Annotated in this window: 12 protein-coding genes and 1 pseudogene; 4 read left to right on the top strand and 9 right to left on the bottom strand. The window is 70.9% G+C overall.

Features of this window, described 5'->3' with window-relative positions:
• Positions 1-20 precede the first annotated feature (20 nt).
• The 6 genes and pseudogenes from ACFFR3_RS27900 to ACFFR3_RS27875 all read right to left on the bottom strand — a co-directional run bounded on the left by ACFFR3_RS27900 (position 21) and on the right by ACFFR3_RS27875 (position 8,337).
• The gene (locus ACFFR3_RS27900; protein ID WP_364376475.1) at positions 21-995 is read right to left on the bottom strand and encodes an NAD(P)-dependent alcohol dehydrogenase; all 975 of its coding nucleotides are present in this window, start codon (positions 993-995) and stop codon (positions 21-23) included.
• Positions 996-1,138: 143 nt separating this feature from the next.
• Complete coding sequence (gene ilvC, locus ACFFR3_RS27895; RefSeq protein WP_512699781.1) at positions 1,139-2,131, bottom strand: ketol-acid reductoisomerase; 993 nt, start codon at positions 2,129-2,131, stop codon at positions 1,139-1,141.
• Positions 2,132-2,144: 13 nt separating this feature from the next.
• On the bottom strand, positions 2,145-2,669 hold the full coding sequence (gene ilvN / locus ACFFR3_RS27890) for an acetolactate synthase small subunit (protein WP_345389261.1): 525 nt from the start codon (positions 2,667-2,669) through the stop codon (positions 2,145-2,147).
• A 48-nt stretch (positions 2,670-2,717) separates the two neighbouring features.
• Positions 2,718-4,463: pseudogene (locus ACFFR3_RS27885) on the bottom strand (acetolactate synthase large subunit); the annotation flags it as partial.
• 199 nt (positions 4,464-4,662) lie between these two features.
• Positions 4,663-7,281 carry a putative bifunctional diguanylate cyclase/phosphodiesterase gene (locus ACFFR3_RS27880; RefSeq protein ID WP_364376478.1) on the bottom strand — a complete coding sequence of 873 codons (2,619 nt, stop codon included), beginning with the start codon at positions 7,279-7,281 and terminating at the stop codon, positions 4,663-4,665.
• A gap of 237 nt (positions 7,282-7,518) precedes the next feature.
• On the bottom strand, positions 7,519-8,337 hold the full coding sequence (locus ACFFR3_RS27875) for a 2-hydroxyacid dehydrogenase (protein ID WP_355414478.1): 819 nt from the start codon (positions 8,335-8,337) through the stop codon (positions 7,519-7,521).
• 128 nt (positions 8,338-8,465) lie between these two features.
• Between ACFFR3_RS27875 and ACFFR3_RS27870 the strand changes: the two genes are divergently transcribed.
• Complete coding sequence (locus ACFFR3_RS27870) at positions 8,466-9,515, top strand: PQQ-dependent sugar dehydrogenase (RefSeq protein ID WP_379484105.1); 1,050 nt, start codon at positions 8,466-8,468, stop codon at positions 9,513-9,515.
• 444 nt (positions 9,516-9,959) lie between these two features.
• Here the strand turns inward: ACFFR3_RS27870 and ACFFR3_RS27865 are convergent, their stop codons facing one another.
• The 3 genes from ACFFR3_RS27865 to ACFFR3_RS27855 form a co-directional block, all read right to left on the bottom strand.
• Positions 9,960-11,948, bottom strand: coding sequence for a VanW family protein (locus ACFFR3_RS27865; protein ID WP_379484104.1), 1,989 nt, complete (start codon positions 11,946-11,948; stop codon positions 9,960-9,962).
• Positions 11,949-12,040: 92 nt separating this feature from the next.
• Positions 12,041-12,709 carry a response regulator gene (locus ACFFR3_RS27860; protein WP_345389273.1) on the bottom strand — a complete coding sequence of 223 codons (669 nt, stop codon included), beginning with the start codon at positions 12,707-12,709 and terminating at the stop codon, positions 12,041-12,043.
• Positions 12,710-12,797: 88 nt separating this feature from the next.
• Positions 12,798-14,372, bottom strand: coding sequence for an ATP-binding protein (locus tag ACFFR3_RS27855; RefSeq protein WP_345389275.1), 1,575 nt, complete (start codon positions 14,370-14,372; stop codon positions 12,798-12,800).
• A 137-nt stretch (positions 14,373-14,509) separates the two neighbouring features.
• Here ACFFR3_RS27855 and ACFFR3_RS27850 point away from each other — a divergent pair, with 137 nt between their 5' ends.
• Genes ACFFR3_RS27850 through ACFFR3_RS27840 form a run of 3 tightly spaced genes read left to right on the top strand, consistent with a single transcriptional unit; the run spans position 14,510 to position 17,467 of the window.
• On the top strand, positions 14,510-15,481 hold the full coding sequence (locus tag ACFFR3_RS27850; RefSeq protein WP_379484103.1) for a tripartite tricarboxylate transporter substrate binding protein: 972 nt from the start codon (positions 14,510-14,512) through the stop codon (positions 15,479-15,481).
• Positions 15,481-15,966, top strand: coding sequence for a tripartite tricarboxylate transporter TctB family protein (locus ACFFR3_RS27845; protein WP_379484102.1), 486 nt, complete (start codon positions 15,481-15,483; stop codon positions 15,964-15,966). The genes ACFFR3_RS27850 and ACFFR3_RS27845 overlap by 1 nt, the downstream gene beginning before the upstream one ends.
• Position 15,967: 1 nt before the next feature.
• A complete protein-coding gene (locus ACFFR3_RS27840; protein WP_364376496.1) occupies positions 15,968-17,467 on the top strand; it encodes a tripartite tricarboxylate transporter permease in 1,500 nt (499 codons plus the stop codon).
• The last annotated feature ends 33 nt before the right edge of the window (positions 17,468-17,500 follow it).

Below are 17,500 nucleotides of genomic sequence, written 5' to 3'. Positions count from 1 at the left end.
ATATCGGCGCGCATACCGTCTCAGAGGAGGAGGACGATCTTGCCCCTCGCGTGCCCGCCCTCCAGGTGGGCGATCGCGGCGGCGGCCTCCCTCAGCGGGTACGTGCGGCCGATGACCGGGGTGAGCGCGCCCGACTCGGCCAGCTCGCGCAGGGTGGCGAGGTCGGCGGCGTTCTCGCTGGTGAGGAACGTGGCGAAGCGGTGGCCCGCGAACCGCGACGTGAGATGTCCGACGATCAGGCGGCCTATCGGGCCGAACCAGCGGTCGCCGTCGCCGCTGTTGGGGACCAGCGTCCCGCCCGGGGCCAGCACGCGCCGCAATGCGCGCAGGGAGTGGTTGCCGACGTTGTCGAGGACGAGGTCGTAGCGCCGGCCTGACGTGGTGAAGTCCTGCCGGGTGTAGTCGATGACGTGGTCGGCGCCCAGCGAGCGGACCAGCTCGACGTTGCGGGTGCTGCACACCCCGGTCACCTCGGCCCCGTACGCCTTCGCCAGCCGTACGGCGAACGTGCCGATCCCGCCCGACGCCCCGTTGACCAGCACCCGGTGCCCCTCCCGCACGCCGCCCTTGTCGCGCAGCGCCTGTAAGGCCGTCAGGCCCGACGTGGGGATGGCCGCCGCCTCCTCGTACGCCAGCCCGCCCGGCATGGCGCTCAGGGGCCCGTCGGAGGGCACGGTGACGTACTCGGCGAACGCTCCCCTGCGGCAGCCGTAGACCCGGTCGCCCGGCTGGAACCCGCCGGCCCCCTTGCCCACGGCCTCTACGTCCCCCGCGAAGTCGTTGCCCAGCTCGGGGGCCTTCGGCCGGGTGAGCCCCGCGACGGCGCGGAAGGCGTACGGGCTGCCGCGCATGAAGTGCCAGTCGCCCGGGTTGACCGCGGCGGCCCGCACCCTGACCAGCACCTCGCCCTCGCCCGGCACCGGCGCGGGCACCTCGTGCAGCTCGACGACCTCAGGCGGGCCGTAAGCCCGGTAACGGATGGCTTGCATCGTCATAGCGCCCTCTCTTACACCTGAAAGGAATTTCTGACACATGACGACTTTACCTCTCCATGGCCTCCTGTGGGCGGGCACGAAAAAGCGCGGCGGGCGAGGGGTGCTCCCCCTCGCCCGCCGCGCTCAGCCGGACGCGGCCCGGCTCAGCCCTTGAGCCAGCTCATCATCGGGCGCAGCGTGGCGCCGGTCTTCTCGATGGCGTCCTCGGAGAGCTCCTCGCGGTAGCGCTTGAACTCCTTCTGGCCGCTGTCGAACTCGTTGACGAGCTGCTGGGCGAAGGTGCCGTCCTGGATCTCGCCCAGGATGCGGCGCATCTCCTGCCGGGTCTCGTCGTTGATCACGCGCGGGCCGCGGGTGTAGCCGCCGTACTCGGCCGTGTCGGAGACCGACCAGTACATCTTGGAGATGCCGCCCTCGTACATGAGGTCGACGATCAGCTTCATCTCGTGCAGGCACTCGAAGTAGGCGACCTCGGGCTGGTAGCCCGCCTCGATGAGGGTGTCGAAGCCGGCCTTGATCAGCTCGGAGACGCCGCCGCACAGCACGGCCTGCTCGCCGAACAGGTCGGTCTCGGTCTCCTCCTTGAACGTCGTGCGCAGCGCGCCGGCGCGGGTGCCGCCGATGCCCTTGGCGTACGACAGCGCGAGGTCGAGCGCCTTGCCCGAGGCGTCCTTCTCGACGGCCACGAGCACCGGGACACCGCGCCCGGCCTCGAACTGGCGGCGCACGAGGTGACCGGGGCCCTTGGGGGCCACCATGCAGACGTCGACGCCCTCGGGCGCCTCGATGAGGCCGTAGCGGATGTTCAGGCCGTGGCCGAAGAACAGCGCGTCGCCCTCCACCAGGTTGGGGGCGACGTGCTGGGTGTAGAGGTCGCGCTGGATGTGGTCGGGCGCGAGGATCATCGTGAGGTTGGCCTCTTCGACCGCCTCGGACGGGGTGAGCACCCGCAGGCCGTCGTTCTCCGCCTTCTCGCGGCTCTTGGAGCCCTCGGGCAGGCCGACGCGCACGTCGACACCCGAGTCACGCAGGGAGAGCGCGTGGGCGTGGCCCTGGCTGCCGTACCCCAGCACGGCCACGTGACGTCCCTGGATGATCGAGAGGTCGGCCTGGTCGTCGTAGTAGATCTCGGTCACTTGCTAAAACCTTTCAGGCGGTACGGTCCAGTGCCCTGAGGGACCGGTCGGTGATGGAGCGGGCGCCGCGGCCGATGGCCACCATGCCCGATTGGACGAGTTCTTTGATCCCGAACGGCTCGAGGACCTTCACGAACGCCTCGAGCTTGTCGGGGGTGCCGGTGACCTCGATGGTCACGGCGTCGGCCGCCACGTCCACGCAGCGGGCCCTGAAGAGCTGGACGAGCTCCAGCACGTGGGAGCGGTTCTCCGCGTCGGCCTTGACCTTGATCAGCATCAGCTCGCGCTGCACGGACTGCGACGGATCCAGCTCGACGATCTTGAGCACGTTCACCAGCTTGTTGAGCTGCTTCGTGACCTGCTCAAGGGGCAGCTCCTCGACGCTCACCACGATCGTGATGCGGGAGATGTCGTCGTGCTCGGTCGGCCCGACGGCGAGGGAGTCGATGTTGAACCCCCTGCGGCTGAACAGCGCGGAGACGCGCGCGAGGACACCCGGCCGGTTCTCGACCAGCACGGACAGCGTGTGACGGCTCATCGCTCGCTCCCTCTCCTTCGTGCGCCGCGCGGGCACCGCGTCGCGCTCCTAGTCATCCTCGTTCTCCCACTTCGGCGCCATGTCACGGGCGATCTTGATGTCGTCGTTGCTCGTGCCCGCGGCCACCATGGGCCAGACCATGGCGTCCTGGTGGACGACGAAGTCGACCACGACGGGCACGTCGTTGATCTCCATGGCCTTCTTGATCACGGCGTCCACGTCTTCGGGACGCTCGCATCGCAGGCCCACACAGCCATAGGCCTCGGCCAGCTTGACGAAGTCCGGGATCCGCCGGACCGTCTGCAGGTCGGTGTTGGAGTAGCGCTCGTCGTAGAACAGGGTCTGCCACTGACGAACCATGCCGAGATTACCGTTGTTGATGACCGCGATCTTGATCGGCACACCCTCCAGGGCGCAGGTGGCCAGCTCCTGGTTCGTCATCTGGAAGCAGCCGTCGCCGTCGATGGCCCACACCGTGGCGTCGGGGCGGCCCATCTTCGCGCCCATCGCCGCCGGGACGGCGAAGCCCATCGTGCCGAGGCCGCCGGAGTTGATGAACGTGCCGGGGTTCTCGTAGTGGATGAACTGCGAGGCCCACATCTGGTGCTGGCCGACGCCGGCGATGTAGTAGGTGTCGGGGCCCGCGATGGCGCTCAGGCGCTCCATGACGTACTGCGGGGCCAGCGAGCCGTCCTCGAACTGCTCGTAACCCAGCGGGTAGGTCTCCTTGTAGCCGTTGAGCAGCGTCCACCACTCGTCGTAGTCGCCCTGCTGGCCGGACGCCTGGATCACCGAGACGAGGTCGCTGATGACCTCCTTGCAGTCGCCCACGATCGGCACGTCGGCGTGGCGGTTCTTCGAGATCTCCGCCGGGTCGATGTCGGCGTGCACGACCTTCGCGTGCGGCGCGAACGACGACAGGTTGCCGGTGACCCGGTCGTCGAACCGCACGCCCAGGCCGATGATCAGGTCGGACTTCTGCAGCGCGCCGACCGCCGCGACGCTGCCGTGCATGCCGGGCATGCCCATGTGCTGCGGGTGGCTGTCGGGGAACGTGCCGCGGGCCATCAGGGTGGTGATGACCGGGATGTGCGTCAGCTCGGCGAGCTGACGCAGCTCGGCCGCCGCGCCGGCCTTGTGGACGCCGCCGCCGACGTACAGGACGGGCCTGCGGGCCTCCGCGATGAGCTTGGCGGCCTCGCGGATCTGCTTGGAGTGGGGCCTGGTGACCGGGCGGTAGCCGGGCAGCTGCATGGTGGGCGGCCAGCTGAACGTGGTCTCGGCCTGCAGCGCGTCCTTCGAGATGTCCACCAGCACCGGGCCGGGCCGCCCCGTCGAGGCGATGTGGAAGGCCTCCATGATCGTACGGGCGATGTCCGCGGGATCGGTGATCAGGAAGTTGTGCTTCGTGATCGGCATGGTGATGCCGGAGATGTCGGCTTCCTGAAAGGCGTCGGTGCCGATCATCGGCGCGGCCACCTGTCCGGTGATCGCCACGATCGGCACCGAGTCCATGAACGCGTCGGCGATCGGTGTCACCAGGTTCGTTGCGCCAGGACCGCTGGTCGCCATGCACACCCCGACCCTGCCGGTGGCCTGCGCGTAGCCCTCGGCCGCATGACCCGCACCCTGCTCGTGGCGTACGAGCACGTGCCGGACCTTGGTCGAGTCGTAGAGAGGATCGTAGGCCGGAAGAATGGCACCGCCCGGGATCCCGAACACTGTGTCGACTCCGACGTGCTCCAGCGCCCTGACCAGGGCCTGTGCACCTGTCATCCGTTCGGTCATCGGCTCGTTCCTTGCGTGGCTACTCGCTTAAGGACATAAAAAATGCCCCTCTCCGCCGGAACGGCGGGTCTGGGGCGGCGCGCAGGTCGTCGTGCTTCGCTATCGGCCTGCGCGCCGGCGAAGTACTACGAGAATCTCACTGCGAAGCATGGCTTACACCATAGCCGCTCCGAACGCCCCAGTGTCAACTTGGTGGACACATGTCTCAAACCGTGAGACTCGTCCGCATCAGCGAGTCGACCCCGCGCGCCGCCATCGGCCGGGCCACCAGGAAGCCCTGTCCCCGCGTGCAGCCCATCTGCTTCAGCAGCTCGAGCTGCTCAGGACGCTCGATCCCCTCGGCCACCACGATAAGCCCCAGGTCGTGCCCCAGCCGCACGATCGTGCGGGTGAGCAGCGTCAGCGTGTCGTCCTTGCCGAGCCCCGACACGAACGACGGGTCGATCTTGATCATGTCGACGGGGAGCTGGCGCAGGAAGGCCAGCGAGGCGTAGCCGGTGCCGAAGTCGTCGATGGCCAGCCGCACGCCCAGCGAGCGCAGCTCCGACAATCGCTTGATCGTCTCCTCGGCGTCCTCGACCAGCATCTCCTCGATGACTTCGAGCGTGAGCGACGAGGCGGGCAGCCCGCTCTCGCGCAGCGCCTCCTCCACCGTCTCGACGAACCTGGGCGCCATGATCTGCCGGGCCGACAGGTTCAGCGACAGCCCGATGTCCCACGACGAGGCCCGCCAGGCCGCCACCTCCCTGCACGACTCGCGCAGGATCCACTCGCTCAGCGGCACGATCAGCCCGGTGTCCTCGGCCGGGCCCAGGAACTGCTCCGGCGGCACGAACACCGAGCCGCGCCACCACCGCACCAGGGCCTCCACCGCGGTCACCCGCGACGTGGCCAGATCGACCACCGGCTGGTACTCGATGGCGAACTGCTGCTCGATCAGCGCCCGCTGCAGGTCGGCCGCCAGCTCGAGGCGGCGTACGACGTCGGCGTGCATCTGCGCGGCGAACACCTCGACCCGGCGACCGCCCAGCTCTTTGGAGCGCGCCATGGCCACATCCGCGTTGCGCATCAGGTCGCCGGCCGGCATGCCGTCCTCGGTGAAGGCCACCCCGACGCTCGCCGTCAGCGCCACGTCGCGGTCGGCGACGCGGAACGGCTCCTGCGAGACCGCCCCGACCAGCCGCTCGGCCAGATCGACCGCCACCTGCGCGTCTCCCCCGGTCTCCACCAGCACCGCGAACTCGTCGCCGCCCCACCGGGCCAGCGTGTCGTCCGCGCGTACGGCGCCGCGCAGCCGCCTGGCCGCCTGGCCGAGCAGGTAGTCGCCGCTGGCGTGCCCGACCGAGTCGTTGACCGAGGTGAACCCGTCGAGATCGAGGAAGATCACCGCGACGTTGCCCGACGTGCGCCCCGACAGCACCTCCCTGGTGCGCTCCTCGAAGTAGGCGCGGTTGGGCAGCCCCGTCACGCCGTCGTGGAAGGTCAGGTGGGCCACCTGGTTGCGCAGCGCCTCCTCGTCGCTCACGTCGCGCGTGGTGACCAGCAGCAGGTCGTCGCCGCCGACCTGACGGGTGGCCACCGACTCGGTGGGCCGCCAGGTGCCGTCGGCCGCGCGGACACGGCAGGCGATCAGGCAGGCGCCCGGCGCCGCCGGCTCGTCGTCGAGGGTCAGGGCGCGCATGGCGACCTGGATGCCCGGCACGTCCTCCGGGTGGATGTAGTCGAAGATCGAGCCGCCCACGACGTCGGCGGGCGCGTAGCCGTACGTCACCTCGACGCCGGCGCCGATCTCGCGGACGACGCCCTCGTAGTCGCAGGTGAACACCACGTCGCCGGTGCTCTCCGCGAGGTCCATGAGCTGGCGGCGGCCCAGCTTGACCTGGCCGCGCAGGCGTACGTTGGTGGCCGCGAGCACGAACAGGCGGACCAGCAGGAGCAGCACGACCGACGCCTCAAGCGCCGCGACGCCCGCGACCGGCGGCTCCGGACGGCTGCCCATCTGGTGGATCAGCATCGTGAAGACCGCCACCGCGACCAGCGCGAGCGGCGCCAGGCTGACCGCGTGGCCGATGGCCGGCCGGGTCGCCGCCCTGCCCTTCGGGCCCCACGGCACCGCGGCGAGCAGCAGGAACGCGACCGGCGCGAGCATGACGCTCCACAGTTGCGGCTCGCCTTCGAGCAGCCGGCCCACGGCGGAGCCCACCCCCGCCACCGTCATGGTGGCCAGCACGCCCAGCCCCGCCAGGCCGAGCAGCCAGGACGGCGACTTGCTGGTGACCACCGACGGGATCATGGAGCAGGTCACCAGCAGCGCGATCATCGGCGGCAGCAGGGCCAGGGTGAACCCGACGGGGTCGGCGGAGTCGGCGTAGACGTGCCGCAGCGCCATCACCCAGCCGATGAGGAAGAGCGCGACGGCGCACAGGTAGGAGTCCGTGAGCTGCCGTAAAGCCGTCCTGGCCGGGAACCTGCGGTCGGCGGCGATCAGCGCGCCACCGGCCGTGATCACGGTGCCGAGCAGGACGAACAGGTCCGCGAAGTTGACGACGAAGCCGTCGGTGAACGGCCGCAGGATGACGCCCGCGGCCCAGATGACCGCGCCGCCGCCCATCCAGCGGGCGCCCGCCGCCGAGGGGCGGTGCGTGGCGGCCTGTCGTACCGAGGCGATCAGCAGGGAGGCGGCGGCGATCAGCGCCGCGAGCCCACCGGCGATCGCGCCGGTGATCGTGGCAGGGGTCTGCGCCAGGAGGACGGCGGCGAACGCCACCGCGCCTGCCACCGCCGCGGCGGCCGGCGGCACCCGTGGATCACGCCAGCGGATCACAGTCGTTGCCCATCCCGTCTCGAACTCTGCACCCGCGACCGCCGAAGCCCGGCCGATCACCTTTGCCAGTGTGTGCGGTCGAAGGTGCGCGGGTGGTGACAACGCCGATGTCGTCACCGATCTGATAACCAGACAGACCAATTGCCGCCAAGAGTTCCTTGACAGTGAGTCAGGAACTCCCTGCAAACGTAACCGTACGCACCGAAGGTCACGGACCAGCCACGTTCCGGGATCCTCTCAGTACGCGTCGGTTATGACGTTGACCAGGTCTTCGCCGGCGAGGTAGCGCTCCAGCTGAGCCCGGATGAGACGCAGTGTCCGCCGCTCGGACGCGGGGGTGCTGCCCGCGACGTGCGGCGTGATCAACACGCCGGGCGCGCTCCAGAGGGGGTGACCCTCGGGCAGCGGCTCGGGCGCGGTCACGTCGAGCGCGGCGCGCAGCCGGCCCGTCTTCAGCTCCGCGAGGAGGGCGTCGGTGTCGACGATCCCGCCCCTGGCCGCGTTGACCAGCACTGCGCCGTCCTTCATGCGTGCGAGGAACGAGGAGTCGACCATGCCGGCGGTGTCGGGGGTGGCCGGCACCAGCAGCACCACCACGTCCGCCTCGGGCAGCAGGGCGGGCAGCTCGTCCATGGCGTGCACGCCGTCGCGCGCCCTCCTCGCCACCCTGACGACCTCCACCTCGAACCCCTCCAGCCGCCGCTCCAGCGCCGACCCGATCGAGCCGTAGCCGACGATCAGCACGCGCGAGTCGGCCAGCACGCCGGTGTGGTGATAAGTCCACTCGCCCCTGCGCTGCGCGTCCACGAAACCGGGAAACTCCCTGAGCACCGCGATCATCGCGCCCACCGCCCACTCGGCGGTGCCCGCGTCGTGCACGCCGCGCGCGTTGCACAGCACCGCGCCCTCCGGCATGTGCGGACGGTACGGCTCCACGCCCGCCGTCACCGTCTGCACCAGCCGCAACGACGTCATCCTCGCCAGCGTCCCCGGCACGTCGGGCACGGTCACCAGGGGCGGCACCCACACCTCGACGTCCTCCACGCCATCCGGCATCGGGACTTTGCTGTTATAAACGGCGCATTCGACGCCGGGGAGGTCGGAAAGCGCAGTTGCCACCGAATCGGACGGAACCCAGGTCTTCATGCCGAGAACCTTACGACTCCGGGGGCAGGATGGAACACATGAGGAAGCTCTGGACGATCATGCTGCTGGCCGTCCTGACCGCGTGCTCCGCGGGTGACGGGGAGGTGCTGCCCACGGCCGCGGTGTCCGCCGCCGCCGCTCCCGGCGAGCCGAAGGACGTCGCGACCGGGCTGTCCGTGCCGTGGGGGATCGCGTACCTGCCGGGTGGCGACGCGCTCGTCACCGAGCGCGACACCGCCCGGCTGCTCCGTGTCACGCCCGCCGGCCGGGTCACCGAGCTGGCCACCGTCCGGGAGGCGCGGCCCGACGGCGAGGGCGGGCTGATGGGCGTCGCCGTCAAGGACGACCAGGTCTTCCTGTACTACACCGCCGAGACCGACAACCGCATCGTGCGCTACCGCCTCGCCGGCGACGCGCTCACCGACGAGCACCTGCTCGTCCGCGACATCCCGAAGGGCGGCATCCACAACGGCGGCCGGCTCGCCTTCGGACCCGACGGCCACCTGTACGCCACCACCGGCGAGATCGGGGACGACGACCTCGCGCAGCAGCGCGACTCGCTCGGGGGCAAGATCCTGCGCATGACCGTGGACGGGGCTCCCGCGCCCGGCAACCCGTTCGGCACCCTCGTCTACAGCTACGGTCACCGCAACGTCCAGGGCCTCGCCTGGGACCCGTCCGGGCGGCTCTACGCCTCGGAGTTCGGCGCGAACACGTGGGACGAGGTCAATCTGATCAGGCCCGGCGGCAACTACGGCTGGCCCGAGGTCGAGGGCCGGGGCTCCGACCAGCGCTACATCAACCCGATCCTGACCTGGCCCACCTCGGACGCCTCCCCCTCTGGCATGGCCTACGCGAACGGCTCGCTGTGGGTCGGCGCCCTGCGCGGCGCGCGTCTGTGGCAGATCCCCTTGAGCCAGGACGGCTCCGCCGGCACCCCGACCGCCCACTTCACCGACCGTTATGGCCGCCTTCGCGCGGTAGCGTCCGCCCCGGACGGCACCCTGTGGATAGGCACCAGCAACAAGGACGGCCGCGGCTCCCCGAACCCCGGCGACGACCGGCTCATGACCCTGCCCCCCACCTGACCCGAGCACCCCTAACCTCCACACCCTTGGAACGGCCGGTCCCCGCCCCTTCCCCCACAAACACCCCCTGAACCCGCCAATCCCCCCATTTCACGCACTGGGGGACCATCCTTGTCTCCCCATCGCAAGGGCCGAGGTCCTTCACAGGTCAGGTGTGGACCAATGTGCGGGCCGAGGTCCCTTTGATGGGCGTGGCACCAGGTCTTCAAGCGCGAGGCGGGTTGCAATCCTCCACCCAAGCGGCCGCACACCACCTCCGCGCAGGGCCGATTCCGCGCGGAGAACCCCAGGTCCCTGTCATGGCCCGCTGGCCCAGGTGCTGCGCATCCCACCCCAAGAGGAGCTCAGCCCGCGCCACGGGCCGGCGAACCGAGGGGTGCCGCAGCCCACCCGCATGCCGGAAGGACCTCAGCCCCTTGAGAGCTGAGGTCCTCCCGCACGCCGTCAGCGGGTGCAGACGGTTTGAGGGCGGGGGCGGTACTTGGTGGTGACCTTCTTGTCCTTCTTGAGGATTTTGCCGTCCTTGTGGAAGACGCGGGTCACGTCGATGGTGAAGCCCTGTTCGCCGGTCGTCGGGACGCAGTCCGGGGCGGAGCTCACCTCGCGGCGGAACGGGGTGAAGGCACGCTGTTCCGACTCCACGGCCTCGATCTTGTCGTAGCGCTTGACGCCCCACAGCGTGATGGTCACCGACGTCGGCGTGGACGCGGTCTTGATGAGGACCCCGTTCTCCGAGTCGTTGCGCCACTTCAGGTCGGGCTCCGGGTAGAGCAGGGTCGCGTCGCGGCCGGCGGGGAAGCGCGAGGAGAAGTAGTCCAGGGGCTGGTGCTCGACGTCGTCGAACCCGGCGAAGTACGCCGCGTTGTACATGGTGGTGGCGAACTGCGCCCCGCCCCCGCCGACGACGTTGACCGTGCGCCCGCCGACGACCTGCCCGGCCTGGACGTACCCGTCCTCGACGGTCCGCTCCCCGAGCGCGTCGTTGAGCGAGAACGTCTCGCCCGGCCTGACCACGTACCCGTCGAGCTTCTGCGCCATGCGCTGGATGTTCGTGACGGGCGGCTGGCAGCAGTCGAACGTCGTGGTGAACGACGCCGCGATCTCCTTGATGCCGAGCCCTTCGATGCGGGAGGTCTCGACGGTCGGCGCGACGGTGCCGAGCCGGACCGCGACGACCCGGCTGCCGCCCTGGTCGAAGACCTTCTCCGCGTCCCTGGCGAGCAGCTTGTCGTTGACGCCCCGCCCGGGCCGCGACGGCACGAGGACGGGCCTGCCGTTGACGATCTCGTACGTGGCGTCACGCGGCTGCTGCGCCGCGTCCACCAGGTTGCCCTCGACCTGTTCGAGCACGGCCTTGGCGTTGAACCGGGGCACGAGCCGCCCTTCGCCGTCCACGCCGTACGTGAGGTTGGCGGCGATCATGGCCGGCGGGATCTGCACCTGCTTGGGCCCGAGCGTGAGCGTCAGCGGCGCCGCGACGGCGGCCCTGGCCTTGGTCAGCGCCTCTTCGACGGCCCCCGAGCTGGTGACGGGCTTGGCCGGCCGGACGGTGAGCACGACGGACCCGCCGCCGCTGAGGAAGGCGGCGCCGATCCTGCGTACGGCGTCCTCGCGGTCGAGCAGCACCCCGTTCGCCGGCGTCCGCGCCTGGGGCTCCAGCCCCGAGTACGTGATGCGCCCCTCGCGAGCGGGCTTGTCGACGGACCCGGCGAGCCCTTCGACGGTCCGCGTGAGCTGGGCGGCGTCCAGGGTGATCTTCGGCGGGAGGTCGGTGGTGCCGGTGAGCCCCCGCCAGACCTCCTCAGGCGTGGGGAACCCGCTGGGCGCCTGCCCGATGGTGCCGACGACGTCGAGTTCGAGCCCTGCCTCGTCGGGCTGGATCGTCTCCTTCTGCCCGCCGATGTCGGCGATGACGGGTTTGCTGAGCTTGCTGGCCAGCTCGGCACGCAGCTTGTCGGCGGCCTTGGTCACCGTCAGCCCGCCGATGTCGACCCCGGCCACCCGGGTGCCGCGCAGCACGGAGCCGGACATGAGCACGGCCGGCACCACATAAGCGAGCGCGGCCAGGATCACGACCAGCGAGATGATCGCGGGCAGCAGCCGGCGGCGGCGGGGCGGCTCGGGCTCGTACGACGACGGGCGCTGCGGCGTCCCGAAGACTGGCGCGGGCTGCGCGGGCTCCTTCTCGGAGGCCATGGGCCAGGGCTGGGCCGGCGGAGCGGCCGGTGGCAGCCCGCCCTTGCCCGGCGTACCGCCCGCGGCGCTCGGGCCTTGGGCCGGTCGGGACTCCTGACGCTCCTGCGGGCCGAAGATGTCGCGGGAGACCCCGGGGGGCAGCCCTTCGATCCGCGGCTTCCTGGAGACGCCCGACGTGGGTAAGGGCACCGAGGCGAACGGGTCGGTCGGTGATTCGATCGGTCCGGCGTTTCGCACGCCTCAATCTCCTCCCGGTCCGCAGCCAAGTCTCAGGCAACAGTAAGGCACGCAGATCCGCATATGTCACGGGAAATGGCTACGGAAGTGTGTCAACCTAGCCACCGGTAGCGATGTTCGGGCCGTCCAGCGGTGCCGTAACGGGGCCGCAACTCGGCCTGGCCGACCCCGCACAGGTGCTCCAGATAGCGCCGGGCGCTGACCCGCGACAGGCCCGTGAGCTCGGCGGCCTCGGCCGCGGACAGATCACCGCCGGCCTCCCGCAGCGTGTCGGCGACCAGCGCGCAAGTGGCCGGCGACAGCCCCTTCGGCATGGGGGCGGCGGACGGCAGGACGCCGAAGAGCCGGTCCACGTCGTCCTGGCGGGCCTCGGGGCCGATGGCGGTCAGGCGTTCGCGGGTGGCGGCGTACTGACGCAGGCGCTCGGTCAGTGCGGCGGCGGTGAACGGCTTGATGAGGTAGTTGACCGCCCCGCCCCGCATGGCCTCCCTGACCGTCGGCACGTCACGGGCCGCGCTGATCATGAGGACGTCCACGTCGTGCAGCGCCTTGAGCACCTCCAGGCCCGACATGTCGGGCAGGTAGATGTCGAGCAGCACCAGGTCGGGCCGCAGCTCCTTCGCGGCGGCGAGCGCGTCGGCGCCGCTGTGGGCGACCGAGACCACGTCGAAGCCGGGCACCCGGCGCACGTAGCCGCTGTGGATGCGGGCCACCATGAAGTCGTCGTCCACCACGAGGACGCGGAGGTCCCGGCCGGTCATGAGACGGCCCTCTCAGGAAGCAGCGCGGCGGCCCTCGCCGTGACCAGCGTGCAGCCGCTCACGAGGCGGCCCTCGCCCGTGCAGCCGCTCACGAGGCGGCCCTCGCAGGGAGCAGGGCGGTGAAGACCGCGCCGCCGCTGTTGCGTACCCGCACCCATCCGCCCCTGCGCAGGCAGGCCTGCCTGGTGAGCGCCAGCCCCAGCCCGCGCGGCCCCGAGTGGGCGGCCTTGGTGGTGAAGCCCTCCCTGAAGACCTCCCCCACCAGCTCGGGGGCGATGCCCGGCCCCGAGTCGCCGACCCGCACGTGCAAGCCGTCCGCCTCGGCCCGCACCGAGACCTCGATCGTGCCCTCCGCGCCGTCGAGCGCGTCGATGGCGTTGGCGACCAGGTTGCCGACCACCAGGACCGCGTCGCGCGGGTCGCCGAGCACGCCCTCGGGCACCGAGGAGTCGTCGGAGAGCACGAGCCTGGCCCCGCGCTCGGCCGCCTCGGCCGACTTGGCCATGAGCAGGGCCGCGAGCGTCGGGTCCTGGACGCGTTCGCGCAGGTCGATGGCGTTGGTGTGGTGAGTGCTGCGGGTGATGAAACCGACTGCGGCCTCGTGCTCGCCGAGTTCGAGGAGGCCGACCACGGTGTGCATGCGGTTGGCGAACTCGTGCGCCTGCGCCCGCAGCGCGTCCGTGGCGCTGCTGGTGTCGTCCAGCTCGCGGGCCAGGCGGACCAGCTCCGTACGGTCGCGCAGGGTGACCACCCAGCCGAGCTGGCGGCCGCGTACCCAGACGGGAGTGCGGTTGAGCACGAGCACCCGCTCGCCGTGCAGCACGACACGGTCCGCGCCGGGGTCGGCGCCGCCGAGCACGTCCCGCATGCGGTCCGAGACGGCCATCCTGGTGAGGTCCTCTCCGACGTCGCCGAGCAGCTCGCGGGCGGCGTCGTTGACCAGCGTGACGCGCCCGTCCATGTCGAGGGCGAGCACGCCCTCCTTGACGCCGTGCAGCACGCCCTCGCGCTGCTCGAGCAGCGCGCCGATCTCGCGCGGCTCCAGCCCGAACGTCTGCCTGCGCACCCGCGCCGTGATGAACGCCGCCAGCGCCAGCCCCGCGAGCAGCACCGCCAGCGCGGTCCAGATGAGCGGCGGCAGGGCGTCGGAGAGCTGGCTGATGACCGTGGTCTCCAGCACGCCGACGGAGACCAGGCCGATGATCTCGCCGTACTCGTCCCTGATGGGTGTCTTGCCCCTGACCGTGGTGCCGATCGTGCCCGTCTCGGTGCCGACCCAGCTCCTGCCGGTACGCAGGACCGTGCTGCCGTCGGTCGACAACCGCTTGCCGATCAGCGAGGCGTTGGGATGGGCGTAGCGCCGCTGGGCGGTGTTGGCGATCACCACGTAGTCGGCGCCGGTCTCCTGCTGCACGCTCATCGCCAGCGGCTGCAGCACGCTCTCGGGGTGCTCCAGCTCGAACGCCTCGCGTACCTGCGGCAGCGCGGCCACCGACTGCGCGATCGCCAGGGCGCGCTGCTCGTGCAGCGCGTCGAGCTGGTCGCGGGTGTGCTCCGCCCACACGCCTGCCGTGCCCCCGACGGCGAGCAGCACGATCACCATCTGGAGCGCGAACAGCTGGGTCCCGAGGGAGGCGTCACGAACCCGTCTCACCCTGCACATGGAAACAAACGGAGGTCACGTCCGGGTCGCGACCAATACGACCACTACGACGGCAACCACGCAAAGGCTCGACGGGGGCGGGGAACGGACCTCACCATGCCAGTCCTGACGACTGTGAGATCCCCCTTGGAGTGATCATGCGCTTGCGCGTATTCGCCGCCCTCGCGGCACTCTCCCTCGGCGCGCTGACGGCCTGCGGCGACACGGGCGGCGGCACGTCCGCGAACGCCACGCTGCGCATCATGGCCCCCGCCGCGCCGGGCGGAGGCTGGGACCAGACCTCCCGCGTGGCCGAGCAGGCGCTCAAGGCCGCCGACCCGCAGCGCAAGGTCGAGGTGTACAACGTGCCGGGCGCCGGCGGCACGATCGGCCTGGCCCAGCTCGCCGGTGAGAAGGGCAACGGCAACCTGCTGATGACGATGGGCCTGGTCATGGTGGGCGCCATCGAGCAGAACAAGTCGAAGGTCTCGCTGGCCGAGACCACGCCCATCGCCAAGCTGACCGAGGAGTACGAGATCGTCGTCGTCCCGGCCGAGTCCCCGTTCAAGTCGCTGGCCGACATGGTCGCGGCCTGGAAGGCCGACCCGGCGAAGGTGTCGATCTCGGGCGGCTCGGCGGGCGGCACCGACCACATCGTGGCCGGCCTGATGGCCAAGGCCGCCGGCGTCGATCCCAAGCAGGTCAACTACATCGCGCACTCCGGCGGCGGCGAGGCGCTGAACGAGCTGCTCGGCAACAAGGTCAGCGCCGGCATCTCGGGCGTGGGCGAGTTCGCCGAGCACGTGAAGTCCGGCAAGCTCCGGGCGCTGGGCGTCACCGCGGGCGAGCGGCTGCCCGACCTGGACGCCCCCACGCTGAAGGAGGCCGGCCTCGACGTCGAGCTGTCCAACTGGCGCGGCTTCGTGGCCCCCGCCGGGCTCTCCGACGCCGACAAGCAGGCCCTGACCGACCTGGTCACCAAGATGCACGACGCGCAACCGTGGAAGGACGCGGTGGCCAAGAACGGCTGGATCGACTCCTTCCAGACCGGGCAGCAGTTCGCCGACTACCTCGCCGCCGAGCAGACCCGGGTCAAGGCCATCATCGCCGAGATGGGGCTCGTCTCCTGATGGCTCACCGGTGGCGGCCCGAGCTCGGGCTGGCGGTCGTGGTGCTGGTGCTGGGCGTGCTCGTCGTGGTCGGCACGCTCGACGTGTCGGCCGCGGCCTCCCAGCTCGGCATCGGGCCGCGTTTCTTCCCCATGCTGGTGGGCGGCGCGATGGTGCTCATCGGCCTGTTCTACGTGGCCGACGTGCTGCGCGGCGGCCGCGCCGACCCCGAGGAGAGCGAGGACGTGGACGCCGACGCGCCCACCGACTGGCGCAGCCTCGGCCTGGTCAGCGGCATCTTCCTGGCCTTCGCCGCACTGCTGAACGTGCTCGGCTGGATCATCGGCGCGAGCCTGCTGTTCTTCGGTCTGTCCGTGGCGCTCGGCGCCGAGCACAAGCCGCGCGCGGCCGGGATCGCGGTGGTCTTGGGGGTGGCGACGTACCTGCTGTTCGTCAAGGGGCTCGGCGTGTCGCTGCCGGGCGGGCCGCTGGAGGGGCTGATCTGAGGTGACCTCGTTCCAGCTCCTGCTCGACGGCTTCGCCGCCGCCCTCACCCCCGTCAACCTCCTGTACGCGCTCATCGGCGTCACCCTCGGCACCCTCGTCGGCGTGCTGCCCGGCATCGGGCCCGCGATGACCGTGGCGCTGTTGCTTCCGATCACCTTCACGGTGCCGCCGACCAGCGCGTTCATCATGTTCGCCGGCATCTACTACGGCGGCATGTACGGCGGCTCGACCACTTCCATCCTGCTCAACACGCCGGGCGAGTCCTCCTCGATGATCACGGCGCTGGAGGGCAACAAGATGGCCAGGCGCGGGCGGGCGGCGCAGGCCCTCGCCACCGCGGCCATCGGCTCCTTCGTGGCGGGGACGATCGCCACGGCGCTGCTCGTCGTGGCGGCGCCCGCGGTGGTGGCCTTCGCGATCTCCTTCGGGCCCGAGGACTACTTCGCGCTGGCGATCCTCGCCTTCACGGCCGTGTCCTCCGTACTGTCCCGCTCGATCGTGCGCGGCCTCGCCTCGCTCGGCCTCGGCCTGGTGATCGGGCTGATCGGCATCGACCAGCAGACCGGGCAGGCGCGGCTCACGCTCGGCATCCCGCAGCTGCTCGACGGCATCGACGTGGTGATCGTCGCGGTCGGCCTGTTCGCCCTGGGCGAGGCCCTGTACGTCGCCTCCCGCCTGCGGCACGCCCCTCCCGAGGTGGTGCCGGTCGGCCGGGCCTGGATGGGACGCTCCGACTGGCGGCGCTCGTGGCTGCCGTGGCTGCGCGGCACCGCGCTGGGCTTCCCGTTCGGCGCGCTGCCCGGCGGTGGTGCCGAGATCCCGACCTTCCTGTCGTACGCGGCAGAGAAGCGCCTGGCCAAGGGCGTCGCCAAGGAGGAGTACGGCAAGGGCGCGATCGAGGGGGTCGCCGGGCCCGAGGCGGCCAACAACGCCTCCGCGGCCGGCACCCTGGTCCCGCTGCTCACGCTGGGCCTGCCGACGTCCGCCACGGCCGCGATCATGCTGGCCGCCTTCCAGCAGTACGGCCTCCAGCCCGGACCGCAGCTCTTCGACCACAACCCGGCGCTGGTGTGGGGCATGATCGCGTCGCTGTTCGTCGGCAACGTGATGCTGCTGGTGCTCAACCTGCCACTGGCGCCGCTGTGGGCGCGCATCCTGCGAATCCCCCGGCCGTACCTGTACGCCGGGATCGTGCTGTTCGCCGCGCTGGGCGTCTACGCCCTGAACGCCACGATCGTGGACCTCTTCGTCCTGTACGTCCTGGGCCTGCTCGGCTACGCCATGCGCCGCTTCGGCCTGCCGGTCGCGCCCGCGGTGATCGGGATGATCCTGGGCCCGATGGCCGAGATCCAGCTCCGCCGCGCCCTGGCCATCGGCGCCGGTGACGTCACCGTCCTGATCCGCAGCCCGGTCGCCGTCGCCCTGCTGCTTCTATCCGTACTCGCCCTACTGACCCCACTGTTCAGAACCTGGTACACCCGCCGCACCAACCGCCCCTGACGGAAGGCTGCGCCGCCGCCGGCGGCCATGCCG

This window comes from Nonomuraea salmonea (genome assembly GCF_042428605.1).
Taxonomy (GTDB): Bacteria; Actinomycetota; Actinomycetes; order Streptosporangiales; family Streptosporangiaceae; genus Nonomuraea; species Nonomuraea salmonea.
The sequence above is the reverse complement of the archived record's forward strand: the minus strand, read 5'-3'. Positions and strand labels throughout refer to the sequence as shown.

What these genes read in the sequence shown, in the direction of transcription:
- ACFFR3_RS27845 (WP_379484102.1), top strand. Translation starts at nt 15,481, where the DNA reads ATGGCTCACCGGTGGCGGCCCGAGCTCGGGCTGGCGGTCGTGGTGCTG.
- ACFFR3_RS27860 (WP_345389273.1), bottom strand. Translation starts at nt 12,709, where the DNA reads ATGACCGGCCGGGACCTCCGCGTCCTCGTGGTGGACGACGACTTCATG.
- ACFFR3_RS27870 (WP_379484105.1), top strand. Translation starts at nt 8,466, where the DNA reads ATGAGGAAGCTCTGGACGATCATGCTGCTGGCCGTCCTGACCGCGTGC.
- ACFFR3_RS27855 (WP_345389275.1), bottom strand. Translation starts at nt 14,372, where the DNA reads ATGTGCAGGGTGAGACGGGTTCGTGACGCCTCCCTCGGGACCCAGCTG.
- ACFFR3_RS27850 (WP_379484103.1), top strand. Translation starts at nt 14,510, where the DNA reads ATGCGCTTGCGCGTATTCGCCGCCCTCGCGGCACTCTCCCTCGGCGCG.
- ilvN (WP_345389261.1), bottom strand. Translation starts at nt 2,669, where the DNA reads ATGAGCCGTCACACGCTGTCCGTGCTGGTCGAGAACCGGCCGGGTGTC.
- ACFFR3_RS27900 (WP_364376475.1), bottom strand. Translation starts at nt 995, where the DNA reads ATGACGATGCAAGCCATCCGTTACCGGGCTTACGGCCCGCCTGAGGTC.
- ACFFR3_RS27875 (WP_355414478.1), bottom strand. Translation starts at nt 8,337, where the DNA reads ATGCCGGATGGCGTGGAGGACGTCGAGGTGTGGGTGCCGCCCCTGGTG.